The following is a 17,035-nucleotide window of genomic DNA, read 5'->3' on the forward strand; positions in this document are numbered from 1 at the left end:
CAGCGCCAGCAGCGCGACCGCCGCCGCGACACGGCGGCGCGGCCCCGGCCGGGCGCCGGACCGGGATGATCGGGGCGCGGCCGGGGCCGCGTCTGAGATCGCGGCCGGGGCCGTGTCTGGCCGCGCATCCGGGGCGGGCATCGGCGGGGTCGGGGTCATCGCGCGCTCCTGTCGGGTCGGCCCAGGGTTTCATCACCGCCAGAATATGCGCTAGAGACGGGCGAAAGAAGGGCGCATTGATGGCCCCGCGCCCGGATTTCGGGCCGGATCCGGGACCGCGAGCCGCATGAGGGTGCAGATGAGCGCAGATTCGGGCCGCGCGCCCGCCGATCCAGTTCCCGCCAGCCCCCCGGGTCAGGCCCCGGCGCCAGCCCCGGATCCGGCCTCGATCGCCGCCGCGCGCGCACTTGCCGCGCGACTGGCGAGCGGCGAGCGGCGGGCGCTGGCGAAGGCCATAACGCTGATCGAATCGACCCGCGCCGAGGATCGCCGCGTGGCGACGGCGCTGATCTCGACCCTGCATGCGCGCCCGGCGCGGGCGCTGCGCATCGGGCTTTCAGGCACGCCCGGGGTGGGCAAATCCACCTTCATCGAAAGCTTCGGCATGATGCTGGTCGAAGCCGGCCTGCGGGTGGCGGTGCTGGCGGTGGACCCGTCCTCGGCCCGCTCGGGCGGCTCGATCCTCGGCGACAAGACCCGCATGGAGCGCCTGTCGCGGCATCCGCGCGCCTTCATCCGCCCGTCGCCGAGCCAGGCCTCGCTTGGCGGCGTGGCGCGGCGCACGCGCGAGGCGATCCTGCTCTGCGAGGCGGCGGGCTACGACGTGGTGCTGGTGGAAACCGTGGGCGTGGGCCAGTCCGAAACCATGGTCGCGGACATGACCGACGTGTTCGTGCTGCTGCTGGCGCCCGCGGGGGGCGACGAATTGCAGGGCGTGAAGCGCGGCATCATGGAAATCTGCGACCTGATCGTCATCAACAAGGCGGATGGCGATCTGGCGGGCGCGGCAAGGCGCACCTGCGCCGATTACGCGGGCGCGCTGCGGCTGCTGCGCGGGCGCGACCAGGATCCCGAGGGGTTCCCGAAGGCGCTCACCGCCTCGGCGCTGGAATCGCAGGGGCTGGCGCAGATCTGGGACGACATCCGCAAGCTGCATGACTGGCGCTGCCAGACCGGGCGGCGCGACGCGCGCCGCCGGGCGCAGGCCACGGCCTGGATGCGGCATGAATTGCGCGAGGGGCTGATGGAGCGATTCCGTCAGGCGCCGGGCGTGGCGGCGCTGCTGCCGGCGCTGGAACGCCGCGTGGCGGCGGGCGAATTGTCGCCCGACGCGGCGGCGCAGGCGGCGCTCGACGCCTTCAGCCGGGCGGCGGCGGGCGTGACGGCAGACGGGGCGCCGGGCGCGCCGGAGGGCGGGGCGCAGGCTGACGACGGGGAGGCGCCTTCGCCCGGGCGGGGGGCGTGACGCCTTCACCCGGGGCGCGGTTGACGCCCCGACGCGAAACGCCTATAGACGCGGCTCCGAATTCGCCGCGTGCGGGCGCGTCTCGCATCCCGGCTCCCTAGTTCTGAAATCGAGGTCGAAATCATGTCTCGTCGTTGCGATCTGACCGGCAAGGGTGTGCTGACCGGCAATCGGGTGAGCCACTCGAACATCAAAACCCGCCGGCGTTACCTGCCCAACCTGAATCAGGTCACCATGCTGAGCGACGAGCTTGGCCGGTCCTTCAAGTTCAAGGTCTGCTCTGCGGCCCTGCGCACCGTGGACCATCGCGGCGGGCTTGACGCGTTCCTGGCGAAAGCCAAGGACGGAGAACTGTCCCCGCGCGCCCTGAAAGTGAAGCGCGAGATCGAAAAGGCCCAGGCCACGGCCTGAAGCCTTTCGCCGCTTTGCCGATGAATGGGCCGCCGCGCCGGAACCGGCGCGGCGGCTTTTCGCATGTCTGACGCGCGATTTGGCGGGCGCGGGGGTGACGGGGTCGGCGCGCGGCTTGCGCGGTTTCGCCGCTTTGCCTTCGCGGGGCGGCGTTGCAAAGTGACGCCCATGCGCCGGGTGCTGTCGTCTCCGCTGTTGAAACTGCTGCTGCTGGCCTGCCTGTCGGTGCAGGCCGCGACGGCGCGCGCCTCCATGCAATACGTCATGCAGGCGCCGGCGGTCGCGGCGGATGTCGCGGCGGATCTGGGGCGGCGGGCGGTCGGCGCGCCGGCCATGCGGGTGCTGGTGATCTGTTCGGGCGGCGGCGTGCGGCGCATCGAGATTCCCGTTGCGGGCGAGGATCCGGCCCCAGGCGCCCCGATCGCCCCTGCCGCGGGCGACCCCCATGGCTGCCACGACTGCTGCCTGCCGCTGGTGACGCTGAGCGCGGCGGCGGACCCGCCCGCGCGCGTCCTGCGCTTCGTGCGCGCGCCGCGCCCGTCCCCGAACACGCCGACCGGCGCCCGGACGATCCGCGTCAAGCGCGCCCGCGCGCCGCCCCCATCGCGAGTCTGACCCGCTTTCCCGATCCAGACAGACACGCGAACATCAAAGGGGTTTCCCATGTTCAGGACTTTTTCGACCGCGCTCGCGGCCACCCTCGCCGCATCCGTTTTCGCAGCCGCCGCCCTTGCCGGCGACATCGTGGTGCATGACGCCTATGCGCGCACCGCCAACCAGAAGACCGGCGCCGCCTTCATGCTCATCGAAAACGCCGGGGCGGCCGATGATCGGCTGATCGGCGCGCATTCGGACATGGCGCGCAAGGTGGAGCTGCACGGCCATGTCATCACCGACGGCATCGCCCGGATGCGTCCGGTGAAGGGCGGCGTCGCGCTGCCCGCCCATGGCGACGCGGTGCTGCAGCGCGGCGGCTACCACGTGATGTTCATGGGGCTGCAAAAGCCGTTCGAGCAGGGCAAGAGCTTCCCGCTCACGCTGGTGTTCGAAAACGCCGGCGAGATGGTCGTCGACGTGATCGTGGACAACAAGCGCAAGCCGCGCGCGGGCGCGATGTCGGGCCAGGGCGGCAAGGCCATGAAGATGGACATGAAGACCGACGGCTGAGCGTCGCCTTCCCCCCGCGCCGGCCGGCGATCGCGGCCGGCGCGGGGTCAGGCGCCGCAGCCCGGCGCGGCGCCGAGGATCCCGTCCACCCAACGCGGCACGATCTCGGTGGCCCTGCCATGGCGCGAGGCCGCAAAATGCCGGGCCCCGCCGGAGGCTTCGAGATTGAGCTCCAGCGTGTCGGCGCCCGCCGCGGCGGCCTCGGCGACGAAGCCGGCGGCGGGGTGGACCTCGCCGCTGGTGCCGATCGACACGAACAGCGCGCAGCGGGCGAGGGCGGCGTGGATCTCGTCCATCCGGTGGGGCGTTTCGCCGAACCAGACCACGTCGGGGCGCAGCGCCTCGTGGCCGCAGGCCGGGCAGCCCTCGTCCATGGCGATGTCGCCGGGGTGGTCGAAGGCGTGGCGGCAGAATCCGCACAGCGCCCGGTCGAGCCGCCCATGCATGTGGATCACCTCGGCGGGCGGCGAGCCGCCGCGTTCGTGCAGGTCGTCGACGTTCTGGGTGACGATCAGCGCGCGTCCGGGCCGCGCGCGCTGCAGCCGCGCCAGCGCGCGATGCGCGGCGTTGGGGGCGACCTTGCGGCAATTCGCCCGCCGCGAATTGTAGAAATCCTGCACCATGACCGGGTCGCGGGCGAAGGCCTCCGGCGTGGCCACGTCCTCGAGCCGCAGCTGCGACCACAACCCGCCGGCGTCGCGAAACGTGCTGAGCCCGGATTCCTGCGAAACCCCGGCGCCGGTGAGGATGACGATCTCCGGCGCGCCGCCCCCGGCGATGATTTTTTCCATGCCCAGCCATCCTTTCGCCGCTAGTCTCGCCCGAAGATGACGCGCCCGGCGCGGCTTGGCCAGCGCCTTGCCGGGCCCTTCGGGAGACCCGCCATGCCAAAGCCCCGCCTGCTGTTCGTCTGCCTCGGCAATATCTGCCGCTCGCCCGCCGCCGAGGGCGTGGCGCGCCGCGCCCTGGCCGAGGCGGGGATCGCCGCGACGCTGGACAGCGCCGGCGTCGGCGACTGGCATCTGGGGGCGCCGCCGGACCGGCGCATGCAGGCGGCGGCGCGGGCGCGGGGCCTCGACCTTGGCGATTTGCGCGCGCGCCAGGCGATCCCCGCGGATTTCGCGCGCTTCGACCTGATCCTCGCCATGGACCGGGCCAATCTGCGCGACCTGCAAGGCCTGCGGCCGCAGGACGGGCAGGGGGCGGACCTGGCGCTGATGCTGGATTTTCACCCCGACCCGGCGCTGGCCGAAATCCCCGACCCCTATTTCGGGGGCGCCGGCGGGTTTGACGAGGTGCTGGACATGCTGGAAGCCGCCATGCCGGCGCTGATCGAACGCGTCGCGCGTCGCTGAGCCGCGCCGACGACCGACAGGACGACCGACAGGACGACCACAGGACGACCGACGCGGGGACCATGCCCATGCGCATCGAAAACCCCGCCCCGCATCCGCCCCCGACCCCGCCCCCGACCCTGATCCGAACCCCGGCTTGACGCGCATTGCGCCCCGCCCCATAAGCCCATCCCATGACCGATATCTCAAAAATCCGCAATTTCTCCATCGTCGCCCATATCGACCATGGGAAATCGACGCTCGCCGACCGTCTGATCCAGTCGACGGGCGCGCTCTCGGAACGCGAGATGAAGGAGCAGGTGCTCGATTCCATGGATCTCGAGCGCGAACGCGGCATCACCATCAAGGCCAACACCGTGCGCCTCGACTATCAGGCCAAGGACGGCGAGCATTACGTGCTCAACCTGATCGACACCCCCGGGCATGTGGATTTCGCCTACGAGGTCTCGCGCTCCATGCGCGCGGTCGAGGGCTCGCTGCTGGTGGTGGACGCCAGTCAGGGCGTCGAGGCCCAGACGCTGGCCAATGTCTATCAGGCCATCGACGCCGGGCATGAAATCGTCCCGGTGCTCAACAAGATCGACCTGCCGGCGGCGGAACCCGAACAGGTCTGCGAACAGATCGAGGACGTGATCGGCATCGACGCCGCCGACGCGGTGATGATCTCGGCCAAGACCGGCGTCGGCATCCCCGAGGTGCTGGAGGCCATCGTCACCCGCCTGCCAGCGCCGGAAGGGGACCGCGACGCCCCCCTCAAGGCCATGCTGGTGGACAGCTGGTATGACGCCTATCTCGGCGTCGTGGTGCTGGTGCGCATCATCGACGGCGTGTTGAAAAAGGGCGACCGCATCCGCATGATGTCGACCAAGGCCATGTATCCCGTGGACCGCGTCGGCGTCTTCGCCCCGGCCATGGCCCAGGTCGACGAACTCGGCCCCGGCGAGATCGGATTCCTGACCGCCTCGATCAAGCAGGTCCGCGACACCCGCGTCGGCGACACCATCACCCACGAACGCAAACCCTGCGCCGAGGCCCTGCCCGGCTTCAAGCCCGCCCAGCCGGTGGTGTTCTGCGGCTTGTTCCCCGTGGACAACGCCGAATTCGAGGACCTGCGCGAGGCGATTTCCAAATTGTCGCTCAATGACGCCAGTTTTTCATCGGAAATGGAAACCTCCGCCGCGCTCGGCTTCGGCTTTCGCTGCGGGTTCCTGGGGCTGCTGCATCTCGAGGTGATCCGCGATCGGCTGGAACGCGAATACGACATCGACCTGATCACCACCGCCCCTTCGGTGATCTACCATGTCTACCGGAACGACGGCTCGATGCTGGAGCTGCACAACCCCGCCGACATGCCCGATCAGGTCCATATCGACCATATCGAGGAGCCGCGCATCAAGGCCACGATCCTGGTCCCCGACGAATATCTCGGGCAGGTGCTGAAACTGTGCCAGGACCGGCGCGGCATCCAGCTCGACCTCACCTATGCCGGCGCGCGGGCGATGGTGGTCTATGATCTGCCGCTCAACGAGGTGGTGTTCGATTTCTACGACCGCCTGAAATCGGTCACCAAGGGCTATGCCAGCTTCGACTACCAGATGATCGGCTACCGGCAGGATTTCCTGGTCAAGATGCAGATTCTGGTCAATGACGAGCCCGTGGACGCCCTCTCGACCATGGTCCACCGCGACCGCGCCGACGCCCGCGGCCGCGCCATGTGCGAGAAACTGAAAGAACTGATCCCCCAGCACATGTTCAAGGTCCCGATCCAGGCCGCGCTCGGCGGGCGGATCATCGCGCGGGAGACGATTTCCGCGCTGCGCAAGGACGTGACCGCCAAATGCTATGGCGGGGATGTGTCGCGCAAACGCAAATTGCTCGACAAGCAGAAAGCGGGTAAGAAGAAGATGCGCCAGTTCGGGAAGGTGAATATCCCGCAGGAGGCGTTTATCAATGCGCTGAAGATGGATGGGTGATTCTTGCATGATCCAATGCGGCAATTGCCGCCGGTCCGCAGAGTGCGTATTTGAAGTATTTTGCAGAATAATTAGAATTTAAATATTTTGGTCTGGCATTAAAATAAATATTTTTTGTTATTGATGTAGTTTTTTACGCAGGCAAAAAGTATCTTGTTTTCTTGCTGTGATTTCTTCTATGCAATGCATGTCCGCCCCGCCAACGGCGAGACCAGCGCCCCCGGCCATTCCCCGAATCCGCCCTCCTGCCCCCCCTTCAATCCATCGCCGACATCGCCCGCCCAATCCCCGGCGACCAGCCCGCGCGCCGCCTCCCGGTGGAACGAGGAATACGGCCAGTCCTTCGCCCGCCCGACAAACCCGTGGCGCACCGGGTCGGACCAGCAGTATTCCAGATGCCGCCGGTAATCCTGCGCATCCGCGATCAGGTGTTCCCAGAACCGCCGCTGCCACACGCCCCGCTCGCCGGGCCGCAGCATGATCGAGTTTTCAAGATCCCGCGCCGGCAAGCCGCGCGAAAACCCCGACTTGACCTGGCGCCAGCGCTCCGAAAACCCGTTGTCGCCCGGCGGCAGGGTCCATATCGCGTGCAGGTGATCGGGCAGCACCACCATGGCGTCGATGCGGAACGGCCGGCTTTCGCGCGCCCGGCGCACGCAGCGGCGCAGCAGCGCCACCTCGCGCACCAGCGTCCCCGCCCGGCGGTTCAACAGGTTGACGGTGAAGAAATACGTGGCGCCCCGCGCCTTCGCTCGTCGATACTCGGGCATGCGCCCAGCATCGGCGCGCAGGGTTAACCTTTTGTGTAGGGCGGATCCCGATCCGCCATTGGCCCAAGGCGAAACCCCCGCGACAGGGTCGCGGGGGTCTGAACCGTTGCGGCGGGGCGTCGCAGACTAGGCGGCGATCTTGCCGCCGTCGTCATGCTCGCCGCGCAGCGCCACCGAGGTGCGCACGCCGCGGGCCACGAATTCCATCATGCCCTTGACCGCGCGCTCATTGGGGTCGATCCCGGCGCTCATCAGCACGTCGCGCCCATCGCGCGAGCGCGCCCAGCGGGCGATGGTGTCCACGCCGCTCTCGTTCTTGCGCTGATCGGCGATGGCGTCGTCAAGCGCCGCCAGCACCACCGCGGCGAACATCTTGCGGGCGCGCGCGCCCTGATCGTTAGCATAAGACTGCATATCGGCGTCGTCGAACATCGCGCCGCTCTCCTATTGATTCTTGTAGGGTGTTTTCTGCAGTGCAATATGGAGACATAAAAAATTCACGGTAGCCCGTCTGACGCATACCAGCTATGCGCTGGGCGCATGGGTCATTGGTTTTCGGTCAGAAAATGCCGCAACGCCATAAGCAATTCCGCAGCGTGGCGCCGATCGCCGCGCGCGATCGCCCGGCGCAAATCGTCGCGGATCATGCCGGCGATGACCTCCGGCCCCCGCGCGCCATGCATCAGGTAGTCCGCAAGCGCCGCCGCGGCGACCTCGGGGATGTGCTCGTGTTCGGCCACCGCGTCGACCTCGTCGCGGGTCAGGCCGGTCATGCCGATGATGTCGTCGATGGAGATCACGTCGCCGCCCCTCAGGATTTTCGCCCCATGATTACCATGTTTCGACGCGCGCGGCGTTGACGTCGATCAAGGCGCGGGCCATCAACGAGAGGCGACCCCGCGCCATGCGCGCGCCGGCCGCGCACCGCAACCCGCCGCGCCAGTCGCGGGCGCAGACAGAGGCGCGCATGACCCGATACGCCGACGCGAAGGGCCGCTGGGGCTGGATGCTCTACGACTGGGCCAGCCAACCCTATCACACCCTGATCATCACCTTCATCTTCGCCCCCTATTTCGCCTCCGCCGTGGCCCCGACCCCGGCGGCCGGGCAGGAGATGTGGGGCTGGGCCGCCTCGGCCGGCGGGCTGGCGATCGCGCTCATGGCGCCGTTCCTGGGCGCCATCGCCGACGTCACCGGCCCGCGCAAGCCGTGGATCGCGCTGTTCTCGGTCTTTTACATGCTCGGCGCCTTCATGCTGTGGCGCGCCGCCCCGGGCTCGGATCCGACCACGGCGCTGGTCTGGTTCGTGATCGGGCTGATCGGCGTCGAATTCACCACCGTCTTCACCAACGCCATGATGCCCGATCTGGTCCCGCGGCGCGATCTCGGGCGGCTGTCGGGTTCGGGCTGGGCGCTGGGCTATGTCGGCGGGCTGGCGACGCTGATCCTGATGCTGGCGTTGTTCGCCGAGGACGCGCAGACCGGAAAAACCCTGATCGGGCTGGATCCGATCCTCGGTCTCGATCCGGCGGCCCGCGAGGGCACCCGCGCCGTCGGGCCGCTGAGCGCCATCTGGTATGCGGTCTTCATCCTGCCGCTGTTTCTGTTCACTCCGGACGCGCCGCGTCAGGCGGGCGTCAAGGGGGCCATGGCCCGCGGGCTGAAGCAACTGGGCGCCGCGCTGGCGGATCTGAAGCGCCGCGCCAGCCTGCGCTGGTTTCTCATCGCCTCGATGCTGTATCGCGACGCGCTCAACGGTTTTTACATTTTTGGCGGCATCTACGCGGCCGGGGTGCTGGGCTGGTCGATCGTGCAGATCGGCGTGTTCGGGATCATCGCCGCGGCGGTGGGCGCCGTGGGCGCCTGGATCGGCGGGCGGGCGGATGCGCGCTTTGGCCCCAAACCGGTCGTGAGCGCCTGCATCCTGTTGCTGATTGTCGGGTCGCTCGGCGCCGTGTCCGCCAGCCGCGATTCGATCCTGTTCGCGCTGCCGGTGGGCGAGGGCTCGTCGGCCCCCGACATCCTGTTCTACTGCGTCGGCGGTCTGATCGGGGCGGCGGGGGGCGCGGTGCAGGCGGCCTCGCGCACCCTGCTGGTGCATCAGTCGGATCACGGGCGCGTGGCGTCGTCATTCGGGCTCTACGCGCTGGCGGGCAAGGCGACGGCGTTTCTGGCGCCGGCGATGGTGGCCGCCGCCACCGCGGCGACCGACAGCCAGCGCATCGGCGTCGCCCCGGTGATTCTGCTCTTCGTGCTGGGGCTGGCCTGCCTGATCCCGGTGCGGGACACGGGCGGCGAGCCCGCCTGACAGAAAAAGGAGCGGCTGATCATGATCATGCGTCGGCGCGCAATGCGCCTCGGTCCGGTTTTGGGGCTGGCCCTTGCCGCGCTTGCGTGCGCGCCTGCGTTCGCGCTCGCCGCCCCCGCCGCCCCCGCCGCCAAAACCCTGTTCGGCGCCCGCGCCACGCCCTCCGCCCAGCCGCCCGCGCCCCATGGCGGCTACGCCAAAGGCTGTCTCGCCGGGGGGCGGCGCCTGCCGGAGACCGCGCCGGGCTGGCAGGCGATGCGGCTCGGGCGCAACCGCAACTGGGGGCATCCGGACGCGCTCGCCTTCATCGGGCGCCTGTCGCGCGCCGCCGCCGCCGCCGGCTGGCCGCGCCTGCTGATCGGCGACATCAGCCAGCCGCGCGGCGGGCCGATGACCGGCGGGCATCGTTCGCATCAGATCGGGCTCGACATGGACATCTGGCTGCAGCCCGGCAAGGCCGCCGCCATGAGCCGCGCGCGCCGCGAGACCTTTGCGTTTCGCTCGGTGGTGGCGAGCGACCGGCGCAGCCTCAACGCCCGCTGGACCCCGGCGCATGCCGAGATCCTGCGCGCCGCCGGGTCCGATCCCGCCGTGGCGCGGATTTTCGTCAATGCGGCGATCAAGGCGGACCTGTGCCGCACGACGCGGGGCGATCGCGCCTGGCTGCGAAAAATCCGCCCCTGGTGGGGCCATGACGGCCATTTTCACGTGCGCCTGAACTGCCCCGAGGGCGCCGCCGGCTGCGTCGCGCAGGCCCCGCCGCCGCCGGGCGCCGGGTGCGACGCGACCCTGGACTGGTGGTTCAGCGACGAGGCGCTGCGCCCCAAAGCCGTCGACCGGCCGAAAAAGCCGCGCCGGGATCTGACCATGGCCGATCTGCCCGCCGCCTGCGCCGGGGTGCTCGATGCGCGGTGAGGTCTCATGGCGGCGCGCTGCCATGCTCGCGCTGGGGCTGCTCGCCGCCTGCGCGCCGCCCGACCCGGGCGGCGCGCTGGAAACCGGCCTGCGCCTGGGACCCGCCGAAGTGACCATGCCTGCGGATTCGAGGCTGAGATTCATGGGCGGGGTGGAGCTGCGCGGCGCCTCGGCGGATTTCGGGGGGATTTCCGGGATCGAGGTCTCCGCCGATGGGGCGCGCTTCGTGGCGGTCTCGGACGCCGGGCGTTGGGTCGAGGGCCGGCTGATCCGTCGCGACGGCCGGCTGACCGGGGTTGAACTCTCGCGATTCGCGAACATGCGCGGGCCCGACGGGGCCCGCGCCCGCCCGGTCTATCGCGACGCCGAGGGGCTGACGATCGCGCCGGGCGATCTTGACGCCCCGCGCCTCGTCTCCTTCGAGCGCGACCACCGGGTCGCCGAATTCGCCGGGCCCGACGCCCCCGAAACCCCGTTCTGGCGCCGCCCCGGCTGGCCGAATTTCGGCAATAACAGCGGCATCGAGGCGCTGGCCCGGCGCGATGACGGCGCCGTGCTGGCGATCCGCGAAGCCAAGACCCGCAACGGCGACCAGCACGCCCTGTGGCGCGCCCCCGACGGGACCACGCGCCCGGCGAAAATGCCCCGATCGCGCGAGATGCTGACCACCGGCGCCGATTTCGGCCCCGACGGGCGGCTCTATGTGGTGGATCGGCGGCTGACCTTCACCGGCGGGTTTTCCATGCGCCTGCGCCGGCTTGATGTCGCGGGCGACGCGCTGGTCGATCCGGAGACGCTGCTGTTTCTGCCGGGGCCGGACGGCGCCGACAACGCCGAGGGCGTGTCGGTCTGGCGCGACGCGGCCGGGCGCATCCGCCTGACCGTGGTCACCGACGACAATTTCAACATGCTGCAACGCACGCTGCTGCTGGAATTCGCGGTGGTCGAACACGCTGCGCCCGCCGTAAGCGAAAAATAAAGCTCTGCCCGTTAGCGCTGGTCCGGGGCGGCGATGACGAGGCGAACATGCACATGGTCCAGACCCGACCGCGCGATGCCGAAAGCCACGGGGACGCGGCCCGGCGTCTGCATCGAAACCGCCGCCACGCGGCGGCGGCGGCGGCGGCGCACGCCCATCTCAGCCAGTTTCCCGAGGATGGCGAGACGCTGGCGCTGCTGGCGGATGCGAGCCTTGCGGCGGGGTATGTGGCCGAGGCCGAGAAGGTCTACCGGCATATGCTCACGCGGGCGCGCAGCCTGCGGGCGCTGATCGGCTGCGCCGCGGCGCTGAGCGCGCGCGGCGACATGGCCGCGGCGGGCAAGCTGCTGCGCGAGGCCATCGCGGCGGACCCGGCCAACCCGCGCGCCTGGACGTTGCTGGCGGAGATCCACCGGTTTCGCCGCGACGATCCGCTGATCGCCAGGGCGAAACGCCAGCTCAGGCGCGACGATCTTGCGCCGATCGCGCGCCGCGATCTGAATTACGCGCTGTGCAAGGCGATGAACGATCTGGGCAAATGGACCCTGGCCTGGGATTTCGCCGCGCGCGGGGCCGAGGCCGCGGCGCCGGTCTATGACCCGTCAAGGCTGCGCGGCTGCGTCGCCGAGCAGAAGCGGGTGTTCGACAGGGGGTTTCTGGCCCCGCGACCGGGGCGGGGCGCGTCGAGCGCGGCCCCGGTCTTCGTGGTCGGGATGATGCGCTCGGGCACCACGCTGACGGAACGGATTCTCGGCGCCCATCCCGGGGTCGCCGGGCTTGGCGAACTGCCCTTCGTGCTGCATGCGGTCGAGGACGCGGCGCGCGACGACGCCGCCGCGCAGGGCGGCGCGCTCAGCGAACACGCCTGGGTCCGGCGCTGGTCCGATCAGGCATTCACCGCGCTTGCCGAAACCTGTCTGGCCGACGCCGCGCGCCGCGCCGGGGGCGAACTGCCGCCGGTCTACGTCGACAAGATGCCGGTCAACCTGCTGTTTCTGGGCGAAATCGCGCTGATGTTCCCGAAGGCGCGCATCGTGCGGCTGCATCGCGATCCGCTCGACACCTGCGTGTCCTGCTATCTGGGCCGGTTCGGGGTCGCGCATCCCTACACCTACCGGACGGACTGGCTGGCCGAGGCGCATCAGCTGTATCAGGCGGCGGGCGACCACGCCGCCGGGGTCATCCCCAACCCGGTTCTGGACCTGCATTACGAGGCGCTGGTCACCGACCCGGCCCCCGAGATTCGCCGCTTGCTGGATTTCCTCGATCTGCCCTGGGACCCGGCTTGCCTGACCCCCGAGCGTCACGATTCGGCCATCCTGTCGCGATCCCGCGCGCAGGCGCGCCGCCCGATCTCCGCCGGTTCGGTGGGGCGCTGGCGGCGCTACGGGGACCGCGTCGCCCCGCTGGCCGCGGCGCTGGGCGCGCGATCTAGCGATGGGGCGGCGCCGGGCCGACAACGATCGCGGGCTGGCGACGATCGCGGACTGACGACGGTCACGGACTGACGACGGTCACGGGCTGACGACGGTCACGGGCCAACCGGGCGCGGGGTCGAAAGCGACGGCGATCCAGCCGGCGGGGACGCCGATCAGATCATCGCCGCGACATGCGCCAGATCGGCGCCCGACGCCCCGGGCAGGGCGCCGGCGGTGCGGCCCCAGTTCCCCGCGAGCCGGCTGTCGCAGAACATCGCCGCGACAACGGCGTCGCCGTGGCGCAGCAGTTCGCCGGCCTGCAGCAGCAGCGCCAGCCGTTCGGCCAGCCAGCGGGCGTCGCCCTCCTGCGGGTCGCGATCAAGCGCCGCCAGCGCCGCGTTCAACGCCGCGTCGTAGCGGGGATCGGCGCCGCGGGCGCGATCCAGCTCGGCGCGCATGGCCGCGCTCGCCTCCGGCGCCCGGCGCAGCGTGCGCAGGATGTCGAGGCAGATGACGTTGCCCGAACCCTCCCAGATCGAATTCAGCGGCGCCTCGCGATAGATCCACGGCATGGGGCTTTCCTCGACATAGCCGCCGCCGCCGAGGCATTCCATGGCCTCGCAGGTCACCGTGGGGCAGCGCTTGTTGGACCAGTATTTGCACAGCGCCACGGCGATGCGCGCGAACGCCCGCTCGCCCGGATCGTCGCGCGCGTCGAACGCCGCGGCGACCCGCATGCCCAGCGCCAGCGCGCCGAGCCAGTCCAGCGCCAGATCGGCGAGCACCGCACGCATCAGCGGCTGGTCGATCAGCCGTTTCTGGAAGGCCGAGCGCCCGCGGGCCCACCACGCCGCCTCGTCCAGCGCCCGGCGCATCAGCCCCGCCGGGGCCAGCGCGGTGTCGAGCCGCGTATGGTGCACCATTTCGAGGATCGCGGCGATGCCGCGCCCCTCCTCGCCCAATCGCTGCGCGAAGGCGGCGTGGTATTCGACCTCCGACGAGGCGTTGGCGCGGTTGCCGAGCTTGTTCTTGAGGCGCATCAGCTGGAACGAATTGCGCGCCCCGTCCGGGGTCCAGCGCGGCATCAGGAAACAGGTGAGCGCGCCGTCCGGGGCCCCGTCGGTCTGCGCCAGGGTCAGGAAGGCGTCGGACATGGGCGCCGAGCAGAACCATTTATGGCCGGTGAGCCGCCAATCGTCGCCGTCGCGCGCCGCGCGCGTGGCATTGGCGCGCACATCCGATCCGCCCTGCTTTTCGGTCATCGCCATGCCGAAGGTCAGCCCGGCCTTTTCCGGCGCCGGGCGGCTGGCCCGGTCGTAGCGCGCCGCCAGCGCCCCTGGGACCCATTGCGCGGCCAGTCCCGCGTCGGCCTGCAGCGCCGGGACCGCCGCGTAGGTCATGGTCAGCGGGCAGCAGACGCCGGGCTCGATCTGGCTGAGCAGATACATCATCGCCGCATGCGCCACGTGACCGCCGGTCCCGGGCGGCGCGGTCCAGGCGCGCGACGCGTAGCCGCCCTCGGCGCCCCGGGTCATCATCGCGTGGTAGCCGGGGTGGAAGCGCACCTCGTCGATGCGCCGCCCGGCGCGGTCGAAGGTCAGCAGTTCCGGCGTGTGGCGATTGGCGGCGGCGGCGTCCTCGAGCGCGCCCTGCGACCCGATGGCGGCGGCGAAGCCTTGCAGATGCGCCGCCTGCGCCGGCGCCAGCCGGGCGATTGCGGCGCGCAGGGGCGCGTCCGTGGCCCAACCGTCATGGGCGGCGCGCGGCGTCGGCTGGTTGAACACCGCATGGGTGGCGAGCTGGTCGCGGGGGCGGATCGGGGACATGGGGCTCTCCTTCGCGCCCATCAGAGCCTGCGCTTGACCTTCGCGTCAATCGCGCGGCGCCGCGACCTCGCGTCAACCGGGGCCCGCGGCGATCATTTCACGCGACGCGCCCCTTTCGCATGCCCGCGCGCTTGCCTAAGCTGCGTCGCAACATGGAGAGTCAGACGCCCCCGCCGCCCCCGACGCCCCCGACGCCCCCGCGCGCGCCGCGGGTCGCCCGCCCCGCCGCCGGTCAGGGCTGGGCGGAGATGCGCGCCGCCTTCCGCTGGCCGGCCCCCGCCCGCTACAACATCGCCGAGGAGATCTGCGAGCGCTGGGCGCGGGCGCAGCCCGACCGGGTCGCCATCACCCATCTGGATGACGGGGACGGCCTGCGCGACTGCACCTATGGCTGGCTGTCGCGGCAATCTAGCCGGCTCGCAAACGCATTGGCGGCGCGCGGGCTGGCGCGGGGCGATCGCTGCGCGGTGCTGCTGCCGCAATCGCCCGAGACCACGCTCACTCATCTCGCCTGCTGCAAGCTCGCCGCCGTGGCGGTGCCGCTGTTCACGCTGTTCGGCGAGGACGGGCTGCGGTTCCGCCTGCGCGATTCCGCCGCCAGGGCGATCGTCACCGACGCCGCGAACCTGCCCAAGGTCGCGGCGATCCGGGGCGATCTGCCGGCGCTCGAAATCATCTACTGCATCGACGGCCCGGGCGAGGGCGCGCTGGATTTCCGGCGGGATCTGGAACGCGCGCGCGACCGCATCGCCATGGCCGAAACCGGGCTCGACGATCCGGCGTTCATCTCCTACACCTCGGGCACCACCGGCCCGCCCAAGGGGGCGCTGCACGGGCATCGGGTGCTGATGGGGCACATGCCGGGCTTCGAGACCACCCATGATTTCGCCCCGCGCCCCGGCGACCGGATATGGACCCCCGCCGACTGGGCCTGGATGGGCGGGCTGACCAATGTGATGATGCCGGCGCTGGCCACGGGCATGGCGCTTGTCGCCCATCGCATGGCGCGCTTCGATCCCGAAAAAGCCTTCTGGCTGCTGCGAAAGCAGGACATCCGCAACGCGTTCATGCCGCCCACCGCGCTCAACCTGCTGCGCCAGTCCGGGGCCGAGGCCGCGATGGGCGACTGGCGGCTGCGCTCGCTGGTCTCGGCGGGCGAGGCGCTGGGCGGCGGGCTGCTGGACTGGGGGCGCGGGGCCTTCGGGCTGACCATCAACGAATTCTACGGCCAGACCGAATGCAACGCGGTGCTGGGCAATTGCGCCTCGGTGTTCGCGCCGCGCGCCGGGTCCACCGGCAAGCCCATTCCGGGGCATGACGTGGCGGTGATCGACAGCCGGGGCAAGCCGCTGCCCGACGGCGAAACCGGCGAAATCGCCATGCGAAAAAACGATCCGGTGATGTTTCTGGGCTACTGGAACGCGCCGGAAAAGACCGCTGAAAAATTCGTTGGCGACTGGATGCGCACCGGCGACGAGGCGTGGCGCGACGCGGACGGGTATTTTCATTTTTCGGCGCGCAAGGACGATGTGATCACGTCCTCGGGCTATCGCATCGGCCCGTCCGAGATCGAGGATTGCATCGCCGGATACGGGCCGGTGGCGCTGGCGGCGGTGATCGGCCTGCCGGATCCGATCCGCACGCAAGCGGTGACCGCCTATGTGACCCTGAAGCCGGGCGGCTCGCCGGACGGGCTGGAGGCGGCGGTGATCGCCCATGTGCGCGAACGCCTCAGCCCGCATCTGGCGCCGCGCGCGGTGCATGTGGTGGAGGCGCTGCCCATGACCGCCACCGGCAAGATCATGCGCATGGATCTGAAGCGCCAGGCCATGCGGGAGGGCGGAGCTTAACCTTGCGCTAACCGCGATCGGTCACCCTTTGCGGGCGCGCCGACGCGGGTGCGCCCGGGCCGGAGGTTTGCTTGTGTTTGCCATCATGCTGCGCGCCCTGGCGGCGCTTTGCCTGAGCGTTGCGCTTGGCGCGGGCCTCGCGGCGGCGCAGGACGCCGGGCCGGCGACGGGAACCGGGCCGGGCGCCGATGCGCCCCCGCGCGCCGGCGGGCGGGATCTGCAGGCGGTGGACCTGACCACGGTGGTGTCGCCGCGCGAGGTCTGCTTCAGCGGCGGTCGGGAATACTCGCTGGGCGCGGTTATCTTCGTGCAGATGCCGCGCGGCTGCACGCGCGAAGGCACCCGGATCCTGAAAATGGCCGAAACCCAGATCTGCGCGCTGGCCGGGGACCGGCCGGCGTGGACGCCGCTCTACGACATTCCGCTGCGCCGCGTCACCGAGGAGGTCGGCGCCAATTGCGAATGGTGACCGCCGCCGGCGCCGCCCGGCATGTTCCCTGCGGCTGTGCGGCTGGACGACGGATCGCGTCGCAAATTGCGCCCGTCGCCGTCTGCCTCTAGTCTGCCGGTCGCTCCGATCCGGGGCCGCATCACGGGA

General features: G+C 70.5%; 17 protein-coding genes. 12 read left to right on the forward strand and 5 right to left on the reverse strand.

The features are described 5' to 3' along the window. The first annotated feature begins 298 nt into the window (after window positions 1-298). The 4 genes from meaB (at window position 299) to AC1HC7_RS14675 (ending at window position 3,043) form a co-directional block, all read left to right on the forward strand. Window positions 299-1,465, forward strand: coding sequence for a methylmalonyl Co-A mutase-associated GTPase MeaB (gene meaB, locus AC1HC7_RS14660; RefSeq protein ID WP_479499170.1), 1,167 nt, complete (start codon window positions 299-301; stop codon window positions 1,463-1,465). A 123-nt stretch (window positions 1,466-1,588) separates the two neighbouring features. Further along, on the forward strand, window positions 1,589-1,876 hold the full coding sequence (gene rpmB / locus AC1HC7_RS14665) for a 50S ribosomal protein L28 (protein WP_479495075.1): 288 nt from the start codon (window positions 1,589-1,591) through the stop codon (window positions 1,874-1,876). Between the two features lie 63 nt (window positions 1,877-1,939). Beyond that, complete coding sequence (locus AC1HC7_RS14670) at window positions 1,940-2,491, forward strand: hypothetical protein (RefSeq protein ID WP_479499171.1); 552 nt, start codon at window positions 1,940-1,942, stop codon at window positions 2,489-2,491. A gap of 48 nt (window positions 2,492-2,539) precedes the next feature. Further along, window positions 2,540-3,043 (forward strand): copper chaperone PCu(A)C, encoded by a 504-nt coding sequence (locus AC1HC7_RS14675; RefSeq protein WP_479495077.1) that lies wholly within the window; start codon window positions 2,540-2,542, stop codon window positions 3,041-3,043. Window positions 3,044-3,090: 47 nt separating this feature from the next. Here AC1HC7_RS14675 and AC1HC7_RS14680 read toward each other — a convergent pair whose 3' ends face one another. Beyond that, window positions 3,091-3,834 carry an NAD-dependent deacylase gene (locus AC1HC7_RS14680; RefSeq protein WP_479495078.1) on the reverse strand — a complete coding sequence of 248 codons (744 nt, stop codon included), beginning with the start codon at window positions 3,832-3,834 and terminating at the stop codon, window positions 3,091-3,093. A 93-nt stretch (window positions 3,835-3,927) separates the two neighbouring features. On the opposite strand from AC1HC7_RS14680, the gene AC1HC7_RS14685 reads away from it, so the two are divergent. Together AC1HC7_RS14685 and lepA are read left to right on the forward strand one after the other, a co-directional pair. Continuing rightward, window positions 3,928-4,398 carry a low molecular weight protein-tyrosine-phosphatase gene (locus AC1HC7_RS14685; RefSeq protein WP_479495079.1) on the forward strand — a complete coding sequence of 157 codons (471 nt, stop codon included), beginning with the start codon at window positions 3,928-3,930 and terminating at the stop codon, window positions 4,396-4,398. A gap of 173 nt (window positions 4,399-4,571) precedes the next feature. Beyond that, window positions 4,572-6,371: a translation elongation factor 4 gene (gene lepA, locus AC1HC7_RS14690; RefSeq protein ID WP_479495080.1), complete on the forward strand. Its 1,800-nt coding sequence runs from the start codon at window positions 4,572-4,574 to the stop codon at window positions 6,369-6,371. Window positions 6,372-6,547: 176 nt separating this feature from the next. Here the strand turns inward: lepA and AC1HC7_RS14695 are convergent, their stop codons facing one another. The 3 genes from AC1HC7_RS14695 to AC1HC7_RS14705 form a co-directional block, all read right to left on the reverse strand. Next, window positions 6,548-7,141, reverse strand: coding sequence for an REP-associated tyrosine transposase (locus tag AC1HC7_RS14695; RefSeq protein WP_479495081.1), 594 nt, complete (start codon window positions 7,139-7,141; stop codon window positions 6,548-6,550). A gap of 126 nt (window positions 7,142-7,267) precedes the next feature. Beyond that, entirely contained in the window at window positions 7,268-7,573 is a 306-nt protein-coding gene (locus AC1HC7_RS14700) for a DUF6280 family protein (RefSeq protein WP_479495082.1), read from the reverse strand. Window positions 7,574-7,686: 113 nt separating this feature from the next. Continuing rightward, the gene (locus AC1HC7_RS14705; RefSeq protein WP_479495083.1) at window positions 7,687-7,941 is read right to left on the reverse strand and encodes a hypothetical protein; all 255 of its coding nucleotides are present in this window, start codon (window positions 7,939-7,941) and stop codon (window positions 7,687-7,689) included. 167 nt (window positions 7,942-8,108) lie between these two features. Here AC1HC7_RS14705 and AC1HC7_RS14710 point away from each other — a divergent pair, with 167 nt between their 5' ends. Genes AC1HC7_RS14710 through AC1HC7_RS14725 form a run of 4 tightly spaced genes read left to right on the forward strand, consistent with a single transcriptional unit; the run spans window position 8,109 to window position 12,851 of the window. After that, window positions 8,109-9,449, forward strand: a complete 1,341-nt coding sequence (locus tag AC1HC7_RS14710; RefSeq protein WP_479495084.1) for an MFS transporter — start codon at window positions 8,109-8,111, stop codon at window positions 9,447-9,449. Between the two features lie 21 nt (window positions 9,450-9,470). After that, window positions 9,471-10,364 carry a penicillin-insensitive murein endopeptidase gene (mepA, locus tag AC1HC7_RS14715; RefSeq protein ID WP_479495085.1) on the forward strand — a complete coding sequence of 298 codons (894 nt, stop codon included), beginning with the start codon at window positions 9,471-9,473 and terminating at the stop codon, window positions 10,362-10,364. A gap of 22 nt (window positions 10,365-10,386) precedes the next feature. Beyond that, a complete protein-coding gene (locus AC1HC7_RS14720) occupies window positions 10,387-11,343 on the forward strand; it encodes an esterase-like activity of phytase family protein (RefSeq protein WP_479495086.1) in 957 nt (318 codons plus the stop codon). A 53-nt stretch (window positions 11,344-11,396) separates the two neighbouring features. After that, on the forward strand, window positions 11,397-12,851 hold the full coding sequence (locus tag AC1HC7_RS14725) for a tetratricopeptide repeat-containing sulfotransferase family protein (protein WP_479499172.1): 1,455 nt from the start codon (window positions 11,397-11,399) through the stop codon (window positions 12,849-12,851). An 83-nt stretch (window positions 12,852-12,934) separates the two neighbouring features. On the opposite strand, the gene AC1HC7_RS14730 is transcribed toward AC1HC7_RS14725, so the two are convergent. After that, a complete protein-coding gene (locus AC1HC7_RS14730) occupies window positions 12,935-14,587 on the reverse strand; it encodes an acyl-CoA dehydrogenase family protein (protein WP_479495088.1) in 1,653 nt (550 codons plus the stop codon). A 248-nt stretch (window positions 14,588-14,835) separates the two neighbouring features. On the opposite strand from AC1HC7_RS14730, the gene AC1HC7_RS14735 reads away from it, so the two are divergent. Further along, a complete protein-coding gene (locus AC1HC7_RS14735) occupies window positions 14,836-16,437 on the forward strand; it encodes an AMP-binding protein (RefSeq protein ID WP_479499173.1) in 1,602 nt (533 codons plus the stop codon). A 73-nt stretch (window positions 16,438-16,510) separates the two neighbouring features. Further along, window positions 16,511-16,906 (forward strand): hypothetical protein, encoded by a 396-nt coding sequence (locus tag AC1HC7_RS14740; protein ID WP_479495090.1) that lies wholly within the window; start codon window positions 16,511-16,513, stop codon window positions 16,904-16,906. Window positions 16,907-17,035: the final 129 nt, after the last annotated feature.

The organism is Oceanicella sp. (assembly GCF_056449545.1).